The organism is Phaeodactylibacter xiamenensis, assembly GCF_965229835.1.
Lineage (GTDB): Bacteria > Bacteroidota > Bacteroidia > Chitinophagales > Saprospiraceae > Phaeodactylibacter > Phaeodactylibacter xiamenensis.
The window spans coordinates 6820272-6837175 of sequence record NZ_OZ245931.1 but is presented as its reverse complement, the minus strand read 5'-3'; the positions used below and the strand labels follow the sequence as shown (position 1 = coordinate 6837175).

The following is a 16904-nucleotide window of genomic DNA, read 5'->3' as shown; positions in this document are numbered from 1 at the left end:
AACAAAAGTTAAATCCGACATGAAGTACTTATCTAATCTATTCGCCATTACACTACTTTTTGGTTTCTCAGCCTGCAACAGCAACGCACAGACCAATTCCGAGGCCAATACCCAAAAGGCCGCCGTTGTGGAAGTCATCGACTTTCATAACACCCACCGTTGCATGACCTGTCAAACCATCGAAGACAAAACCAAAGCGGCTTTACAGGAAAAATTCCCCGAAGCTATAGCGGAAGGTAAGCTGGTCTTCAAAACCGTAAATGTTGACCTGGAAGAAAACTATGACATCGCTGCCGACTTTGAAGCGGCTGGCACTGCCTTATTTGTCCACACCCGTAAAAACGCAACAAGCCAAAAAACGGACCTGACCAATTTCGCTTTCATGAATGCCACGAGTGACAATGGCAAATTTGAGACGGGGCTAATCGAAGAGGTAGAAAAAGCACTGCAAAAACTGTAAACAAACTCAAATCCCCAATTTATGGAATGGCTCAATGAGCTGGCACAGCATAGTGAAGCCCCTTTTTGGGCAGCCTTCGCGCTGGGGCTGCTGACTGCAGTAAGCCCTTGTCCGTTAGCTACCAACATCACGGCTACGGCTTATATCTCCAAAAACTTAGAAAGTAAACGAGCCGTACTCTGGAGCGGTGTGTTATATACCCTGGGGCGTGGCATCAGCTATACGGCTATCGGCCTGGCGCTGTTTTGGGGCGCAAGCAAGTTTCACCTGGCCCGCTTCTTTCAGTCCAACGGAGAACTGTACCTTGCGCCTATCCTGATTATTGTCGGCTTGGTCATGCTTGGGGTCATCAAACTGGACTTCCTTGGCAAAACCAATTTTACCGAGCGGTTCACCGAGCGGTTCAAAGACAAGGGCGCGCTTGGCGCGTTGGTGCTCGGCATTCTGTTTGCGCTGGCATTCTGCCCCTATAGCGGTGCGCTATACTTCGGCATGCTTGTACCTATGAGCATTAGTCAGGCTTCCGGGCTATACTTACCCATCGTATTCGCTATTGGCACCGGGTTGCCGGTCCTGCTATTTGCCTACCTGCTGGCCTACAGTGCTTCGGCCATTGGCAAAACCTTCAATATCATACGGAAGGTAGAGCTTGGCATGCGCTATGTGGCGGGCGTGGTTTTCGTTGGGATAGGGGTTTATTATCTAGCTATTTTTACAAATCTAGTTTAATTTATGCGTTGGTTTCTCGTATTCTTTTTTGCAACTGCAATCAGCTTTTCGGTACAGGCTCAGCAGGTCTTTACCGCCGGGGCCGCCCGTAATGTGATGATGGGCACCGATCTTTCGCCCCATGTTCAACTCGATACACTTTTAGAGCATCCCCACCTTTTCGCACTGGGCCCGGTAGAAGACCTGCAGGGCGAAATCACCGTATTCGACGGGCAGGCATTTACCGCATCTACTCCCTCCTCTGGCATCATAACTCAGGTCAGGCCCGGTATACGGGCGCCATTTCTGGTGTACGCCTACGTCCCACGTTGGGCTGCCTACGAGACAGACCGCCACATTGACGGGCCCAAAGCGCTGGAAACGCTGATCGACAGTCTGGGGCAAGTCCATGGTTATGGGGCAGAGGAAGCGTTCCCCTTCCGCTTATCCGGTCAATGGAACCAGGTGGATTACCACATTATCATGCGGGACAAGACAGAAAAGCAACACAGCCATGCTGCTCATGACCGTGCCAAACGGCGCTTTACTTTGGAGCAGGTAACGGGCGATATTGTAGGATTCTTCTCCCGTAATCATCAAGGTGTATTCACCCACAAAGGCCAATTTATCCATCCGCACTTCCTGGCAGCCGACCGCAGTACCACCGGACACCTCGATGGGCTAAAGCACCATGGCCGCTACACCGTGTACCTGCCGGCCACAGGTAACCGGGCACCGTTGAGCGTGCTCGATACCGACTTTTCCAAAGGAAAACTGCGGCATCATCAATTGGTAAGCCTCGAAGATCTCACCCGTTTCCATGGGCACCGCTGCGATGGATTAGCAGTTGGTTTCGTCGGATTAAAAACAGCCCTCTACGAACTCTTTCCTGATTCCGTCATTGACCGCACCAGCCTGCGGGCAGTCAGTAAGCCGGCGCCCTGCCTTGTGGATGCCGCCACGTATATGACTGGCGCACGCTATCCCTTCAACACCTTCTATACCACCCGGGACATACCTTACCTGTTCATCGTTCAGCGTACAGACAATGGCCAAACGCTGGGCATTCAGCTGAAACCTGGCGTGAAGCCCGCTGAAATCATCCGCCTGTCGGCGCTCGCAGAGCAACGGAAGTTATCAGATGGTGATTTATTAGAGCTTAAACGACTGGAAGATAGGTTTACAGACTTTATCCTGCGCACGCCCCCGGAGCAACTCTTCGAAGTCACTCCACTGCCAGACTTCGATTGGCAACCGGTACTGCGCAATGATTTTATCAAAACGGATGTGCTGAATAAATAAAGTCGAAGAAGAGATAAGGTTCTGAGCACAGAGGGGACTTGACATTAAACCTACACCCCCACCCCCTGATACACCTCCCCCAGCTTCAGCTCTAAATCCAGTGTGATGAAGGAAAAGGCATTATCCTGCCCAGCCACCGGATCCCGGATGATCCACTCGCCCGCATCGTTCCGGTAGAAGCCCTCTATCTGGCATTGGTCCTGTGCGACCAGTACATACTCCCGCAGACTGTTGATAGCCCGATAGGCTTCGAATTTGGGCCCGCGGTCACGGGCTGCTGTGGAATCGGATAGCACTTCGATTAACAGGAGGGGATTGAGCAGGGTGTCGGGGGCATTTTCCAAATAATGCTCCTCTCCTTCCGTGAGCACGAGATCCGGGTAATAATATTTATCATCTATACCAGATTTTACGCGTAGTTCGGATGGATACAATTCATACCTGTCTAAAGGTCCGAGATAATTCCAAAGAATGGTCGTTAAATTCCTGACTAATCGATTATGCTCTTTACTACTTCCGCCCATAGCAATCAGTTTTCCATTTTCGTATTCATGGCGTTCTTCCTGTTCTGCTTCCCACTCCAGGTAGGCGGATGGGGATAGTACGGTGGTTGCCTCTGCCATTGGTTATTTTTTTTCTTGCAGATTAAATTATACGCAATACGAAGTGGTTTGCGACATCGGAGCAAGCCACTTCCCAGCGTAAATGCTGACATTGAGTAGGTTTGCTGTGGCAAACCACTTAATCGTCAGTATACGATTTTCCCGGGAAAGAGGCAAGGCGGGTGTGGCCTGCCCATCTTGCCAAAAAACCTACACACCCAACACGGCCGAAACCTCTACCGCTTTCATAAAATCCGTAGCTATTTCATCACCCGGCAGGAAGATATGGATATCGGTATAACCCTTTGGGCCAGGGCTGCGGTAACGCTCTATCTGCTTATCCTGCAGATTGACGATCCAAACCTCTGGAATGCCATGGCTGGCGTAAAGGGGCAGCTTAATGTCCCGGTCTTTTTCCAGGCTGCTGTCAGCAACTTCAATGAGCAAATGAATATCTTCAGCAACAGGATGTGCATTAACATAAAAGTCCGACCGATAACTCAGCAAGCTTAAATCTGGTTCCGGCTCAGAATAATCATCGAGTTGTATAGGATCTTGCACACCAAGGATGATAGATGAGGGCAACAGCTGGCTAAAAAGCCTAATCAAACGTTTCACTGTCCCCGCATGATTACTTTTTATCGGGCTCATATCCACAATTTTGCCATAGAGCAGTTCGACGCGCTGCTCCCCGAAGACGCCAGCCTCCCCCATACGATGGTAGGCTTCTGCGGAGAAGCGGTGGGTATCGGTTATTTCTGTGGTCCGGGAAGTCATAGTTTTGTCTTTGTTGCAAAATACAGAAATCAGGACTGGAATGCAAGGCGCCCTACAACGCCCGCAAATTATCAATCATCTGCCGGGCATTCTTCGCATTGCGGTAGCCCTTCATTACAGCTTGCCGCAGTAGCGCATCCGCTTCATCGAAAAACCCCAGAGAAGCTTTAGCTATCGCCATATTGGCGTAAGCAATGGCCTGGCCCGGATCGAGCGCTATAGCCTTTTCGAGATAGTGAACGGCTTGCTCAAACTGCATAGTGTGGGTCAGATGGAGCGCCCCAAGGCTAGTGTAGGTTTCTGCATAGCCCGGGTCCAGGCTTATGGCTTTTTCGTAACAGGAAGCAGCTTTATCATACTGCCCGGTCAGCCGGTAACAGATCCCCAGATTGGTCCAGTAAGAGGCCGTATCCGGACGGATTTCCAATGCCTGCTGATGCGCATCGATGGCTTCCTGATAGTAACCGAGCTGATTGTAAGTATTGCCGAGTACAGCATAGGCTTGCGCCAAATCCCCTTTTTGAATTCCCGGGTGGGCTATCGCCTGCTGAAGCGTAACTACCGCCTGTTGGTATTCCCCATCCTGATGCTGTTGGCGGCCTTTTTCGAGCAGCCGCTCCGGCCCATCCGGAGACTGAGAAGGTTCTGGTACCGGGGCATCCCCTGCTTTCCTGAGCTGAGTAACGGTTTGAATGAGAATCTGCCGCAGCTGGTTTTTCTCGATCCCGTAGCGCTCTGCTGTGATGATGCCCAGCTTCCACTCCCGCTCCACGGCATTCAGACGGGCGGCGTATTGCAGCAGCTCTTCTTCGGTGACCTGCCCCCTGAGTTCCGGCAGGTGCGCCCGCAGCCGGTCAATCACTTCCTTTAGCTCATCGTTGAGCAGCATGTTTTTGAGTTCTTCAGGTAGGTCTTGTTGGCTCATGGTACTTGGTTTTCGTTGATGGCCCAACAATTTAGGTATAAATGTACACAATGCCCGAAGTGCCTCCAAAAAGGCGTTCAAAACTCCCCGGTCAGTGATATAACGCACTGACTTCCATGCTCAAAAATTGCAATTTGTAGACATCAACAGCGGCTAAGCCATGACGTGCTCCACCGCTGACAACCGTTAATTCATCACAAAAAAGTCAACATGACCAATACCTTAAGCCGCATCGGCCTCGATCAGGAACAATCACAAGTGCTGTCCAACAAACTCAACACCCTGCTGGCCAATTACCAGCTCTTCTACATGAACGCCCGTGGCTTTCACTGGAACATCAAAGGCAATAAGTTCTTCGAGCTCCACCTGAAATTTGAAGAGCTGTACAACGACTCCCTAATCAAAATCGATGAGATTGCTGAGCGCATCCTTACCCTTGGGTTCACCCCGCTGCATACCTATGAAGACTACACCCAAATTTCGGCTATCCGTCAGGCCAAAAACATCTCAGACGGTGTGGAAGCCGTGAAAGAAATCCTCAAAGGCTACGAAGTCCTCCTGCCACTGGAGCGGGAGCTGCTGGATCTGGCCGGTGAATCCGGAGACGAAGGCACCAATGCCCTCATGAGCGACTACATCCGCGAACAGGAAAAACTGGTTTGGATGTATTCGGCTTATCTGGGATAACAGAATCGACAGACTCTGATATGGATGGCACCGTAATCTTCCTTGGCGAAGATTACGGTGCCGCGGTTTTATACACCGGTATTTACCCTGGAAAGCAATGCTGGCAACTCCCCTTTTCGGGTTACCTTAGCGAAATCTGCCCGGGGCTACCTGCAGTTGCCACTCCGGTAAAGTATAAAACCCTATGAAAAAACAGCAACTTGGGCTCCTGCTAGGCCCTTTACTTTTTGTCACCACCCTGATTTTTGTCCATCCGGAAGGGTTGAGCCGTGAAGCCAATGCGGTTCTTGCCTCTACCCTGTGGATTGCCACCTGGTGGATACTGGAGGTGATCCCTATTGCCGCTACCGCTCTGCTGCCCATCGTACTTTTTCCACTTACCGGCGCACTGGACCTAAAAGCCACTACCGCTTCCTTTGGGCACCGGTACATCTTCCTGTACGCCGGCGGGTTTATCCTGGCGATTGCTATCGAGCGGTGGAACCTGCACCGGCGCATAGCCCTTCATATTATCCGTTATATCGGCACGAATGTCAGAAGTATTATCCTGGGCTTTATGGTTGCTACTGCATTTCTATCCATGTGGATTTCCAATACCGCTACAGCCGTCATGATGCTGCCCATCGGGCTTGCTGTTGTCACACAGCTTAAAGATAACCCCAATACCCGGGCGGATGAAAACCGAATCTTTGGCAAGATACTTATGCTGGCCATTGCCTACAGCGCTTCCATTGGAGGCGTAGCCACCCTGATTGGCACACCGCCCAACCTGGTCCTGGCAGGGATTGTACAGGAGATTTATGGCATAGAGATCACCTTTTCCCAATGGATACTTATCGGGCTGCCTATTTCCATCATCATGCTGATCATTTGTTGGTACTACCTCACCCATTTTGCCGCCTCTTTTGAACAAAAGTCTTTCCCGGGCGGCAAACAGGAAATACAACGGCAGATGAATCAGCTCGGCCCTGTCTCGTATGAGGAAAAACTGGTCCTGGGGGTTTTCGTGCTTACCGCAGTAGCCTGGATTACCCGCTCTTTCCTTCTGAATCAATTCTTGCCGGCTCTGGACGATACAATAATTGCGATCATGGCGGCTACCACCCTCTTTATTTTACCGGCAGGCAAGGCTCACAAGCGCCCCTTGGTGGAATGGGAGGAAGCCGTCAGGCTGCCCTGGGGCGTGTTGTTGCTATTCGGCGGAGGGCTTGCACTGGCGGAAGGGTTCAAAACCACAGGGCTCGCAGGATGGATCGGGGGGCAATTGTCTTTGCTTGAAGGGCTACCGCTTTTTCTACTGCTGCTTATCCTGGTGGCTGCAGTCAACTTCCTGACCGAAATCACCTCCAACCTGGCCACCACTGCCATGCTCCTTCCCATACTGGCCCCTCTGGCCATGGCCATCGGCGTGCACCCCTACGTACTGATGGTGGGCGCGACCCTGGCGGCTTCCTGCGCGTTTATGCTGCCGGTTGCCACTCCGCCCAATGCGATCGTTTTTGGCTCGGGGTACCTCAAAATACCGGATATGGTCAAAACAGGCGTATGGCTGAATTTAATCTCTATCCTTCTGCTCAGCCTGATGGTTTACCTGCTTTTGCCCTACGCGTGGGGCTTCGATCCGTTTGTATTTCCAGACGAGCTCAAATAATTGCTCCCAAAGGTTTTTTGAAACCAAACTTCATACTGAATCCTCGTAATGCTTTGCCCAATGACAAATCAGCTGACCCCGCCCCAATACACCCTGCCCGTTATCATCTTCGCCCAGTTCACCGGCACTTCCCTGTGGTTTGCAGGCAACGCAGTCCTCCCGGATCTGCAGATGGCATACGGGCTGCCCGGTGGCGCGCTCGGCGGGCTGACCTCTGCGGTGCAACTTGGCTTTATCGCTGGCACACTGCTTTACGCCATCCTAATGCTGGCAGACCGTTTTTCTCCCTCACGGGTCTTCCTGTTCTCTGCGATGCTGGGCGCTTTATTCAACCTGGGCATTGGGGCGGTGACAGAAGGTTATGCCAGTATTCTGGCGCTCCGTTTTCTTACGGGCTTATTCCTGGCTGGGATTTATCCGGTAGGCATGAAAATAGCCGCTGACTGGTACGCAGCCGACCTGGGCAAAGCATTGGGATATCTGGTTGGCGCGTTGGTGTTGGGTACCGCTTTTCCGCATTTGCTGCGCTTTACCGCTGCGGAAGTGCCCTGGCAGCGCGTCATGCAGGGCACTTCTTTACTGGCTGTTATGGGTGGGCTGTTAATTTGGTGGCTGATCCCTGACGGCCCCTACCGGCGATCTGGTACCGCTTTTAAGCCGGCTGCCATCTTTGCCATCTTTCGCATCCCGGATTTCCGGGCGGCAGCCCTGGGCTACTTCGGGCACATGTGGGAACTGTATGCCTTTTGGGCGTTTGTCCCGGTTATCTTGCTAGCCAGGTTTCCGGAACTCTCCCCCGCCTCAACGGCTCTTTTTGCCTTTGGGGTCATTGGTATGGGCGCACTTGGCTGTATCCTGGGTGGGTATTGGTCACTGCGCACTGGCAGCGCCAAGGTAGCTTACGCCATGCTGCTGATCTCCGGGCTCCTTTGCCTGGCCTCTCCCCTGCTCTTTCAGCTGCCGGGATGGGCTTTCATGGCCCTGCTTTTCCTTTGGGGCTTCGCGGTAGTTGGCGATTCCCCACAGTTCTCAACGCTTGTAGCCCGTAATGCTCCGCCCGAATCCCGGGGTTCCGCCCTCACTATTGTCAACAGCATTGGTTTTGCCATCACGGTCTTCAGTATTCAGGGCTTAACGTACCTGAGCCAGGACTGGGGCATATCGAACAGCCTTTGGATACTTTTCTTCGGCCCGGCACTGGGCCTTACAGCTACCCGAAGATTATTCCGTTCGCCTTAAACCCATTCCGATCGGGAAGCTATTGCCTGACCTAGATCCCTCATACTCTGAACAAAGTACCAGATCCCGCCAACCAATGGTGGCAAGGCTAAAACGAACCAAAGGTAACCTACCCAATTTGTGGGCTCATAGTTGAATGCATCGGCTGTCTGGGCACCGGCAAAGAGCACCAAACAATACGCTGTAGCCGCCAAAAAGTAATTGAGGTGCAGCCGGCTTTGCAAAAAAATGGCTTTGAGCAGGCTGCTTCCCAGTTGCCAGCAACCTAAAAAGAAGGCTGCAACGAAAGTGAAGGGGAAAAATACGGAGGAGCCGAGAAGCAAGCCCTGGACGACGTTATCAATGGTGAACAATACCTTTTTCATGTTTGGTGGTTTTGGTTACACCAAAGATACAGGGTTTATTCATAAGTTTCAATACTTTTTGAAAGTTATGAATAAAAATTATCGCTCTCGCCTTCCATGAATGAGTTTTCTATGCGTTTCTATCCTTTATTTCTGCGTATAAGCAGCCCGTTAATTAATTTCCCTGCCCCGAACAGAAAAACGCCGAAGGGTATGGCAAATATAATTCCGGCAAGAATATTGCTACCCCCGAAGGACAACCCAACTGCAAGGAGACCTAGCGGGATTACGCTCACTAAACTAATCCCCATCAATATCAGACCAGTTCGAATAAGCTTTTTTCTTTTCGCCGTATCCACTTTTTTTCCCTGCCCTGTTTTACCGTTCGACAACCATGCTGCTCTGGCGTCAAACACTTTTCCGGAGGCATATCGAATTTCCCTAACATCTGATTTTTCCAAAAGGACAATTCTTTCTTTTTCGCAATATGCAAAACGATAAGTCGTCTCGTTTTCTTCCAGAATCTCACCCTCAATTTTGACACCGGACATCAGTATTAAGGTATCACAATCCAGTACGCTTTTGGCAACTTCAGGTGTTTCGAATGGAGCCATAAGGGTGGCTCCATGCGCTGGTACAGACAAGCAAAGAATAGCGAGGACTCGCAGAAGAGGTTTCATTTTCCAGGGTTTTACCTAAAAATAAGACTTCTCGCACAAAAGTTAGACCCAAAAGATGTTTTTAACAGGTAGCCGAAAATTCAGGCATGCTTACCGCACCCAACTACCATCCGCTTCCAAGCCCCAGGTTACGCCCGTCTCCGGATCAAGTACCTTCAGGAATACCCATTCATTGTAGAACAGTTTCTGTAGTACCTCGTGCTTCTCCACCAGTTGCTGTACGGCAGCTTTGGGGGCTACCACAAAGGCGGTGAGGCGCAGTGGTTTGTGGTACAACTCTTCGTCATTCTTCATCACCGACTGCCAGGGCAGGCCGTGCATCAAATCAGAGCCATTGCCCTGCATGACGCCGATTTTACCGACGACGTTGTGCGTGACTTTGCTGCCGCTGCCGAAGGCCGTGTTATCCACTGTAGAGAAGAAGTACTGACTGTTGATCCATTGCGCCACGACGAGGGGAGCAGTGAGGATGACCTCCAGGCTCTTGCTATCCGGATCCTGCGACCAGTCATAGGAGTGCAGGAAGCAACGCCCCTTCAGGTCGAGATTGGCGGTCATGTGACGGGGTGCCACGACGAAGCCCGCATTACCGGCAAGGCCCCACTCCGGGCGTACTTCCGACCAGTCGGCACTGCGGCGCAGCATACCCTTGCTATTGGTTAAGCCAAACTGGGTTGAGCGGACTTCCAGGTTGCGCTGCTGAGCTTTAGCCAGGCCCGCTTGTAAACCGGCAACCTGCGCCTGCTTTTCTGTATCCAGTTCCGGCAGATTGATGAGTTGGACGGCATCAGTCGTCGTATTGTGCTGAGCCCCTACAAAGAGGGTGTCTTCCGGTATTGCAATCCCCTCTTCTGCCAGCGCTTCCCGTACTGCTTCCTGATTGAGAATGCTCGCCATAGCGGCTGCATTGGGCCCACCGTGGCTGCCCCCGCAGGCACCACAATCGAGTGCGGCGGCATAGGGATTGTTCTCCGTTTGGCTACCGTGCCCGCAAAGGACAACGAGAGGCGCAAAGTTCCGGGTCAGCCCCATCATGCGCAGGGCGTTGCCGGCGTAGGTCACCTGCTGCTCCATTGGGATACCCCACCGGTCCACCTGCGCTACGTCGGGCAGCAGGTCCACTTCCGGGCGGAACCAGCGGCGCCCCATACGGCGCAACCGGGATAAGGGGCCGGGGATCAGGCTACGCCCAATCGTGATCAGCCCGGCAGGCAAGCCCAGGGCTTCCACCGCCGCAAAGGGTGTGGCAATATTGTATTTCAGTGATTTATAAGCCTGCTTGAGTTCCTTAAGGAGCTTAAGCCCCCTTTGGTGCTTTTCCAGATCGTGGGCACAGCAAGTACCTGCCACTTCTTTAAGCTCATGCGCAGGCTGCAACAGTACAGGGAGCGATTTCACCCGCTTGCCCAGTACTGTCTGGTAAGCGATTGGCAAGCCAAAGAAGCCTGCAAAACCAAATGTTTCATAGGCACCGCAGCTTTCCAATTGCCGGCGGAACGGCTCGGAGCGCACATCAATACAGAAAGCCAGCTGCGCCTCCGGGCGGCCCTCAACCGCCGGGGCTTTAAGTTGCGACTGCAGGTCGGCCGTCATCCGGCGGCGGAAGGACTGTTCCCAGGACTCCAATAGGGACAGGCGCATCAGGTAGTAGGCTTCCCGCAGCGCTTTGAGCAGAGGCGCCCATTCTGCTGCTGTTGTACCCAGAGCGGGATTTATTTGTGCTGCTGCCCAGTGGTGGAGCATCGCCCATTCTTTGGCAGGTGCGGGGGCATCCATTGACCCGTCCGGCACTTGTACAGCTGCAACCAGTAAGCGTACCGCCAGGTAATCTTCCAAATCAATAGGATGCCGCTGCTGAGGCGCATAATCTGTTTGTTCACTCCGCCAGCGGATGTAAGAAGCCCAGCCCGGCAGTGCCATCAGGTGGTCGCGCAGGAAGTCTCCCTGCTCCGCTGCTTCAATGCCCAAGTGGCGCAGCAACATCAGCAGTGCAGGCCCGGTGGCTTCCGGCAACCGCTTAATGAAGTTCGTTTGCTCGCCCTGATGCAGCAGCAGCATCTTCACCGACCGGTAAAAGCCCCGCTCGCGGAAAGGCATCGGCCAGGCTGCCTGCCCTTCGTCGAGGAAAGCGCCCAGCCAGGTGATCATTTCCTTATTGACCGGCTCCAGCGTGGGCTGCCAGGGGCGCTGCTGCCCCATTTCGGTGAGGGTTTCCGACAATAGCGCATCAGAGGATTGCTGCATAGTGCGCTCATCCAACTCCTGTACCATAGCGGTAAGCAAGGCTTCCAGGTTGACAGCGCTTTTGCCAAAAGGCAAGGTAGCCGGCAGGGTTTCTAATGCTCTGCTAACCGCGTGAACCATCTCCTTTTCCTGTACTTCCCCATCTTTTACCGCATTGCGGATTTGCCAGAACGCGGGTAAAGTATTGGCATCAAACAGCTCCTGACCACGGCGTACCGCTTTCGCAAAAGGCAGGCGCTCCAGCCCCTGAAGTGGATTGCAGGCTACCGCATGCGCGAGGGGCCAGGTCGGGGCAATAAGGGCGCTGAGTTGATCCAGGTGCTGTTGCAATGTGTGCAAGCCCTGATCGATATATTGCTGAGTGAAGGTCTCGGTAAGTGTCATGTCTTTTTTTTTATCGGAGTTTAGGGTTACAGCCGGTAGGTGCTTCGGCGTATATTCAATGTCTTACGCAACGGCTGACTGGAACGCAGCGCCCAGACATAAATCCGGGTGATCCAACCATCGCCCACCGGATCAGGGAGGTAGTCCCGGAAGATCATGAGCAGCCAGCCAAGCACGAAGAAAAGGCCAATGCCAAGGTGCAGCCCATTGAGGGCAGGGGCAGTAAATTGCGCCAGCTGCGATTCGACGGCCCAGACGGACAGCCCGTATACCGTTGAACCCAAGAGCCCAAGGACAGCCGCCAGCACCAAGCGCCCGGCAGTGGGAGAAGGCTCCGCAATCGTCATAACGGCATGGGCACAGGTGATGCCGCAGAACAGCAGCAGGAGTACATAAGTGCTGCCCAGTCCTCCGGTAGCCCCTGTAAACATCCAAAAGACAAAGGCCCCCAAGCCACCCATTACCAGTCCGAAGATGAAAACGGGCAGGGCTTTGGGGCCATACAAACTGAGGCTTTTATTGCGGGCGGCTTTTACCGTTGAGCCCGCACTTAGAAATAAAGAGGCTTTAAAAAATCCGTGCCAGATCATGTGCGCAATGGCTGCCGGGAAGAGCCCCATGCCACACTGCATGATCATAAAACCCATCTGCCCCATCGTGGAACAAGTGAGGGTGCGTTTCACATCGCTTTGCACCAGCATCCAGAGGGTGCCGGCGATTGCGGTCAGCCCGCCCAGTACCACCAGAAGTGTGGCGCTCCAGGCCAGGGTGCTCCATACCGGGTACAATTTATACAGGACGACCGCTCCTCCATTCACCAAACCGGCGTGCATAAAAGCAGATACTGGCGTAGGGGCATTAGCAGAAGCGATGAGCCAGCGATGGAAAGGCCAGATAGCGGACTGAGCAAGGGCAGACAATAAAACGAGCCCACCGATGACCGGAAGCCAGGGCGTAGCTTCTACAGAAAGGGAAAGCCGCTCCAGCGACCAGTGCCCCTGTGTGTAGCAGACCAAACCGGCTGCCGCCAGCAAGATCAATGCGCCGCCTCCCAAATGCAGTAGGGCATCACGGGCTGAGGCTGCAGCCGCTTTCCATTCCAGCTGAAAACCGATTAGGCGGGCAAGTAACCCATTGCTCACCAGCAGCCCGGCTGCCATAATCAACAGGTGGTCGGCTGCACTGAAAAAGACCAGCGACAGGGTGAGCGCCATCAGGTAACGGAAAACTTCCCGCTGACTACGATGGCCACCGAAATGCCGCAACCCGTAAGCCTGAATCGCCAGGCTTATGAAGCAGACAACTGCTGATAATAAGGTATGTGTGGGAGAAAAGACCAGCCCCAACCCATCTGTTAGCAAGGCTGGTGCGAACAGTGCAAACAGACTAAGCAAAAACCCTGCCCCGGTAAGGAAGGTGCTCAGGCGCTCCGCTTTAGGCAGAGAGCTTAGCAATCCAAGTAGTCCAAAAACCAACAGTCCGATTAGAATCATTTTCTTTTGATTGATTTCGGGCTGCAAGTTATAAGGAGTTGAACTATAAATAAAATTAAAAATCTTGATCTAAGCTATTAGAAAAACTAATAACTTTGCTTTGGATAATTCCTTACTTCCGTAAAGTAAAGTTCTGCCATGGATCACAAAATTTTATACCTGGACCTACCCCTGATTCGAACTTTTATTACCGTCATCGATCAACAGGGATACAGCCTGGCTGCCAATGAACTGAGCAGGACGCAGTCTGCAATTAGCCAGCAAATCAAAAAATTAGAGCAACTGGCGGGACAGCAACTGGTCAGAAAGCAGGGGCGAAAACTCCAAATGACGGACGCAGGCGAGGTAGTCTACCGGCATGGGATGGAGATGCTGCGCGTGGAACAGCAGCTTAGAGAGGAGCTTTACAGCGAAGAAATTGAAGGGCGGGTGCGCCTGGGTATTCCGGAGGACCTGGCCATCCACTACCTGCTTCCTATCCTGGCGCGCTTCCGGGAACAGTACCCGCGCATTCAGCTCTCTGTGGAGTGCGACCTGACGGAAAACCTCTACAAAAACTTCAAAGCCAACGAGTACGAGTTGGTTATCCTCAAGCATGAGCAGCTCAATGTAGCCTATCCCGACCGTATCGTAAAGACCTGGTACGACCCGCTCGTCTGGGTGGGCAGAAGCGAGGAAGAGTGCAATGCCTGGCAGTTTGCTAAGCATGTCCCCGTGATTGTCTCACCCGAGCCTTGCGTCTACCGGCGGCAGGTACTGCACCAACTGAACGCGGAGCAGTTTTCAATTGACCTGGCTTATGTGAGCGAGAGCTACAGCAGCAAATTACTGGCCATACGGGCAGGGCTGGGACTCGCGGCATTGCCACAAAGCCTGGTACCGGAAGATTGTGTGATGGTAAAAACAGGCCTGCCGAAGCTATCTGCTACCCAGATTTCACTCTTTCGCTCCGGCATTCAGGCGAAAGTGGCACAGTACCTGCGCGACCGCATCATCGACAGTTTCGATCACCGGCTGGGGCTGAATCAGTCTACATAAAGCACAAGGCCCTTCAGGTACTCCCCTTCCGGATGGAAAATCCCCACCGGGTGGTCGGCCGGCTGCGAAAGCTGATGCATAATCCGGGCACTACGGCCGGCTTCGTGGGCAGCCGCTACGATGGTATTGCTGAACAAGGCTCTGTCTACCACCTGGGAACAGGAAAAGGTGAAGAGTAATCCGCCCGGCTTTACTTTTTGAAGGGCCAGCGCATTCAGGCGTTTGTACCCCTGCACGGCATTGTGGCGTTTTTTGATGTTTTTGGCGAAAGCCGGTGGGTCTACAATTACAATATCGTAGTCTGCGGGCGCTTCCTTCAGGAAAGCCATGACATCCTGAGTGTGGCTTTGGTGAAGCCCCGATTCGAAGTTCCCCAGTTCCACGTTCTGTTCGGTCAGCGCCATAGCAGTTTGAGAAACATCTACGGATTCCACCTGCCGCGCACCAGCCTGCAACGCGTAGATGGAAAAGCCTCCGGTATAGCAAAAGGTGTTGAGCACTTTCTTACCTGGTGCATACTGTGCCAGTAGTTGCCGGTTTTCCCGCTGATCCAGAAAGAAACCGGTTTTTTGCCCGGTTTCCCAGTCGACCTGAAAAATATGGCCGTACTCTAAGACCTCATTAGGAGCACCTTCGCCCCAAACGTAAGCATTCTTTATATTCTCGCTGTAGTTACGGGGCAGGGTCTCGGCACTCTTATCGTAAATAGCGCTGAGCTGAGTTCCCATCGCGTGGCGCAGGGCATTAACAATCTGCTCCATCGCCCGGTGCATGCCAATAGAGTGGCATTGCACCACTGCGGTACCTGCATAATAGTCGATAATCAGCCCGGGCAGCCCATCGCCCTCCGCATGAATGAGCCGGTAGGCATTGAGGTCATCCCGCTGCGTAAGCCCCAGCGTGGACCGGTAAGCATACGCATTTTGCAGGCGTTGATTCCAGAAAGCCTGATCGGGCGCAGTGTCCCCAAAAACGATCATGCGTACCATGATGCTGCCGTGCTGGAAGTGCCCGGCACCAAAAACTTCCCCGTCTTCCCCAACCACCTGCACAAGGTCGCCATCCTGAACGCCTTCCGGTGTGCTTTTGATGGCTCCGCTAAAAACCCAGGGGTGGCGGCGGCGCAGGGCTGCCGCTTTCTTTTTCCGAATTACTACTTGCTTCATGCCGCAAAGGTAGGCAAGATCAACTCAATTTCTGCAGTTCCTCGATCATCAGGTCAAAATTCACATGCTCGCGGATCAAAGTAATGGCCCGTTTGATTTTCCAGGGCGTACGGGTATTGATCTTTACCTCGATGCGGCTCACCTTGACCACTGAACCATAAGTATCAAGCTGTGTCGTGATGACTGGAATCTCATTTTTAATGAAGTAGGGGTGCTCCATTTCTTCAGGCTTGTACCAGTTGGCCTGCTTGCCATCGCCGGTCACGATTACACCGGAAAGTGGGGTGCGCTTCAGGTTTTTCACTTTGGCGATATGCTTGACCTTTTCGATGGCCTCATTAAGGCGCTTGTGGCTCACCACCAGAAGAATATTCCGAAAAGCACTGAATTCATTGAGGTCAACCAATGAGCCTGCCATGATGTCCTCCACCCGGTTATTGAGGCGGTGCCCGTTGAAGACCACCCGGCCGCCAACGACTTCGTTGACCGTTTCCATGATGGGAAACAACAAGGTCTTATCAAAAGGGACGACCCCGAGCAAGGGGATACCCATACGTTCCAGCTTCTTACCGACAAACTGCGTGACCTCGTCGTGCTTCTCCGGGATGACCTTGTTGACAATCACGCCAATGAGCGGGAGGTTTTGCTCCCGGAACAGCGCCATGCTCATAATCAGGCGGTCAATGGTACGCCCAATCCCTCCTTCCACCACCATAACCACAGCCGCATCGAGCATCTTGGCCACATCAGCGTTGGAGAGGTCTACCACGCCGCCCACACCCGGGTGGCCGGTCCCTTCATAAACCATGATATCAAAATCAGGCTCCAGCTTGCTGGCAGCGGCGTGAATGGCCTGTGGGTAATTATAATCTTCCGGATTAGCAAGGTAAGCTTTGGTAGCGCCCCGCCCGAGAATGACCGGGCTGTGGTACTCCGGCATAAGCTCGAAGCCAATTACCTGGGAAAAGAGGACCGCATCTTTATCGGCTGTTTTTCCATTAACCGTAAGGTGCTGCTGGCCAACCGGTTTGCAATAGCCGGTGTTGTAGCCCATTTTTTGCAAATTAGCTACAATGCCCAGTGTGGACGTGGTCTTTCCAATATGCTGCCCGGTCGCAGCGACATAGATATTTTTCATATGCGCTCTGTTTGAGAGCGGTTAAGGTAGGGATTTTTTCTCATCTGAGAAGGGCATTTGTGCAAC

At 52.8% G+C, this 16904-nt stretch carries 16 protein-coding genes; 7 read left to right on the top strand and 9 right to left on the bottom strand.

Going from position 1 to position 16904, the window contains the following annotated elements; all coding sequences use genetic code 11:
- The first annotated feature begins 19 nt into the window (after nt 1-19).
- From ACO08I_RS26425 to ACO08I_RS26415, 3 genes are read left to right on the top strand one after another with little or no spacing between them, the layout of a single operon-like run.
- On the top strand, nt 20-460 hold the full coding sequence (locus tag ACO08I_RS26425) for a nitrophenyl compound nitroreductase subunit ArsF family protein (protein WP_421947601.1): 441 nt from the start codon (nt 20-22) through the stop codon (nt 458-460).
- Between the two features lie 21 nt (nt 461-481).
- Complete coding sequence (locus ACO08I_RS26420) at nt 482-1189, top strand: aromatic aminobenezylarsenical efflux permease ArsG family transporter (protein WP_421947600.1); 708 nt, start codon at nt 482-484, stop codon at nt 1187-1189.
- A 3-nt stretch (nt 1190-1192) separates the two neighbouring features.
- Complete coding sequence (locus tag ACO08I_RS26415; RefSeq protein WP_421947599.1) at nt 1193-2470, top strand: acetolactate decarboxylase; 1278 nt, start codon at nt 1193-1195, stop codon at nt 2468-2470.
- Nucleotides 2471-2520: 50 nt separating this feature from the next.
- On the opposite strand, the gene ACO08I_RS26410 is transcribed toward ACO08I_RS26415, so the two are convergent.
- From ACO08I_RS26410 to ACO08I_RS26400, 3 genes are all read right to left on the bottom strand, one after another.
- A complete protein-coding gene (locus ACO08I_RS26410; RefSeq protein ID WP_282780258.1) occupies nt 2521-3093 on the bottom strand; it encodes a Uma2 family endonuclease in 573 nt (190 codons plus the stop codon).
- Nucleotides 3094-3282: 189 nt separating this feature from the next.
- On the bottom strand, nt 3283-3849 hold the full coding sequence (locus ACO08I_RS26405) for a Uma2 family endonuclease (RefSeq protein ID WP_421947598.1): 567 nt from the start codon (nt 3847-3849) through the stop codon (nt 3283-3285).
- A gap of 52 nt (nt 3850-3901) precedes the next feature.
- A complete protein-coding gene (locus tag ACO08I_RS26400; protein ID WP_421947597.1) occupies nt 3902-4774 on the bottom strand; it encodes a tetratricopeptide repeat protein in 873 nt (290 codons plus the stop codon).
- A gap of 210 nt (nt 4775-4984) precedes the next feature.
- Between ACO08I_RS26400 and ACO08I_RS26395 the strand changes: the two genes are divergently transcribed.
- From ACO08I_RS26395 to ACO08I_RS26385, 3 genes are all read left to right on the top strand, one after another.
- Nucleotides 4985-5461, top strand: coding sequence for a Dps family protein (locus ACO08I_RS26395; RefSeq protein WP_421947596.1), 477 nt, complete (start codon nt 4985-4987; stop codon nt 5459-5461).
- A 184-nt stretch (nt 5462-5645) separates the two neighbouring features.
- A complete protein-coding gene (locus tag ACO08I_RS26390; protein ID WP_421947595.1) occupies nt 5646-7112 on the top strand; it encodes an SLC13 family permease in 1467 nt (488 codons plus the stop codon).
- 60 nt (nt 7113-7172) lie between these two features.
- On the top strand, nt 7173-8351 hold the full coding sequence (locus ACO08I_RS26385; RefSeq protein WP_421947594.1) for an MFS transporter: 1179 nt from the start codon (nt 7173-7175) through the stop codon (nt 8349-8351).
- Here ACO08I_RS26385 and ACO08I_RS26380 read toward each other — a convergent pair.
- The 4 genes from ACO08I_RS26380 to ACO08I_RS26365 all read right to left on the bottom strand — a co-directional run bounded on the left by ACO08I_RS26380 (nt 8348) and on the right by ACO08I_RS26365 (nt 13496).
- Nucleotides 8348-8716: a hypothetical protein gene (locus ACO08I_RS26380; protein WP_421947593.1), complete on the bottom strand. Its 369-nt coding sequence runs from the start codon at nt 8714-8716 to the stop codon at nt 8348-8350. The genes ACO08I_RS26385 and ACO08I_RS26380 overlap by 4 nt on opposite strands.
- A 119-nt stretch (nt 8717-8835) precedes the next feature.
- Nucleotides 8836-9375 (bottom strand): hypothetical protein, encoded by a 540-nt coding sequence (locus ACO08I_RS26375; RefSeq protein WP_282780269.1) that lies wholly within the window; start codon nt 9373-9375, stop codon nt 8836-8838.
- Between the two features lie 90 nt (nt 9376-9465).
- On the bottom strand, nt 9466-12003 hold the full coding sequence (locus tag ACO08I_RS26370; protein WP_421947592.1) for a DUF2309 domain-containing protein: 2538 nt from the start codon (nt 12001-12003) through the stop codon (nt 9466-9468).
- A 26-nt stretch (nt 12004-12029) separates the two neighbouring features.
- Nucleotides 12030-13496, bottom strand: coding sequence for a proton-conducting transporter membrane subunit (locus tag ACO08I_RS26365; protein WP_421947591.1), 1467 nt, complete (start codon nt 13494-13496; stop codon nt 12030-12032).
- A gap of 138 nt (nt 13497-13634) precedes the next feature.
- Here ACO08I_RS26365 and ACO08I_RS26360 point away from each other — a divergent pair, with 138 nt between their 5' ends.
- Nucleotides 13635-14534, top strand: a complete 900-nt coding sequence (locus ACO08I_RS26360) for a LysR family transcriptional regulator (RefSeq protein ID WP_282780275.1) — start codon at nt 13635-13637, stop codon at nt 14532-14534.
- Here ACO08I_RS26360 and ACO08I_RS26355 read toward each other — a convergent pair.
- Both ACO08I_RS26355 and ACO08I_RS26350 read right to left on the bottom strand, forming a co-directional pair.
- Nucleotides 14522-15700, bottom strand: coding sequence for a class I SAM-dependent rRNA methyltransferase (locus ACO08I_RS26355; protein WP_282780277.1), 1179 nt, complete (start codon nt 15698-15700; stop codon nt 14522-14524). The genes ACO08I_RS26360 and ACO08I_RS26355 overlap by 13 nt on opposite strands.
- Before the next feature lie 19 nt (nt 15701-15719).
- Nucleotides 15720-16838 carry a dethiobiotin synthase gene (locus tag ACO08I_RS26350; RefSeq protein ID WP_282780279.1) on the bottom strand — a complete coding sequence of 373 codons (1119 nt, stop codon included), beginning with the start codon at nt 16836-16838 and terminating at the stop codon, nt 15720-15722.
- Nucleotides 16839-16904 lie beyond the last annotated feature (66 nt).

What these genes read in the sequence shown, in the direction of transcription:
- ACO08I_RS26425 (WP_421947601.1), top strand. Translation starts at nt 20, where the DNA reads ATGAAGTACTTATCTAATCTATTCGCCATTACACTACTTTTTGGTTTC.
- ACO08I_RS26420 (WP_421947600.1), top strand. Translation starts at nt 482, where the DNA reads ATGGAATGGCTCAATGAGCTGGCACAGCATAGTGAAGCCCCTTTTTGG.
- ACO08I_RS26415 (WP_421947599.1), top strand. Translation starts at nt 1,193, where the DNA reads ATGCGTTGGTTTCTCGTATTCTTTTTTGCAACTGCAATCAGCTTTTCG.
- ACO08I_RS26410 (WP_282780258.1), bottom strand. Translation starts at nt 3,093, where the DNA reads ATGGCAGAGGCAACCACCGTACTATCCCCATCCGCCTACCTGGAGTGG.
- ACO08I_RS26405 (WP_421947598.1), bottom strand. Translation starts at nt 3,849, where the DNA reads ATGACTTCCCGGACCACAGAAATAACCGATACCCACCGCTTCTCCGCA.
- ACO08I_RS26400 (WP_421947597.1), bottom strand. Translation starts at nt 4,774, where the DNA reads ATGAGCCAACAAGACCTACCTGAAGAACTCAAAAACATGCTGCTCAAC.
- ACO08I_RS26395 (WP_421947596.1), top strand. Translation starts at nt 4,985, where the DNA reads ATGACCAATACCTTAAGCCGCATCGGCCTCGATCAGGAACAATCACAA.
- ACO08I_RS26390 (WP_421947595.1), top strand. Translation starts at nt 5,646, where the DNA reads ATGAAAAAACAGCAACTTGGGCTCCTGCTAGGCCCTTTACTTTTTGTC.
- ACO08I_RS26385 (WP_421947594.1), top strand. Translation starts at nt 7,173, where the DNA reads ATGACAAATCAGCTGACCCCGCCCCAATACACCCTGCCCGTTATCATC.
- ACO08I_RS26380 (WP_421947593.1), bottom strand. Translation starts at nt 8,716, where the DNA reads ATGAAAAAGGTATTGTTCACCATTGATAACGTCGTCCAGGGCTTGCTT.
- ACO08I_RS26375 (WP_282780269.1), bottom strand. Translation starts at nt 9,375, where the DNA reads ATGAAACCTCTTCTGCGAGTCCTCGCTATTCTTTGCTTGTCTGTACCA.
- ACO08I_RS26370 (WP_421947592.1), bottom strand. Translation starts at nt 12,003, where the DNA reads ATGACACTTACCGAGACCTTCACTCAGCAATATATCGATCAGGGCTTG.
- ACO08I_RS26365 (WP_421947591.1), bottom strand. Translation starts at nt 13,496, where the DNA reads ATGATTCTAATCGGACTGTTGGTTTTTGGACTACTTGGATTGCTAAGC.
- ACO08I_RS26360 (WP_282780275.1), top strand. Translation starts at nt 13,635, where the DNA reads ATGGATCACAAAATTTTATACCTGGACCTACCCCTGATTCGAACTTTT.
- ACO08I_RS26355 (WP_282780277.1), bottom strand. Translation starts at nt 15,700, where the DNA reads ATGAAGCAAGTAGTAATTCGGAAAAAGAAAGCGGCAGCCCTGCGCCGC.
- ACO08I_RS26350 (WP_282780279.1), bottom strand. Translation starts at nt 16,838, where the DNA reads ATGAAAAATATCTATGTCGCTGCGACCGGGCAGCATATTGGAAAGACC.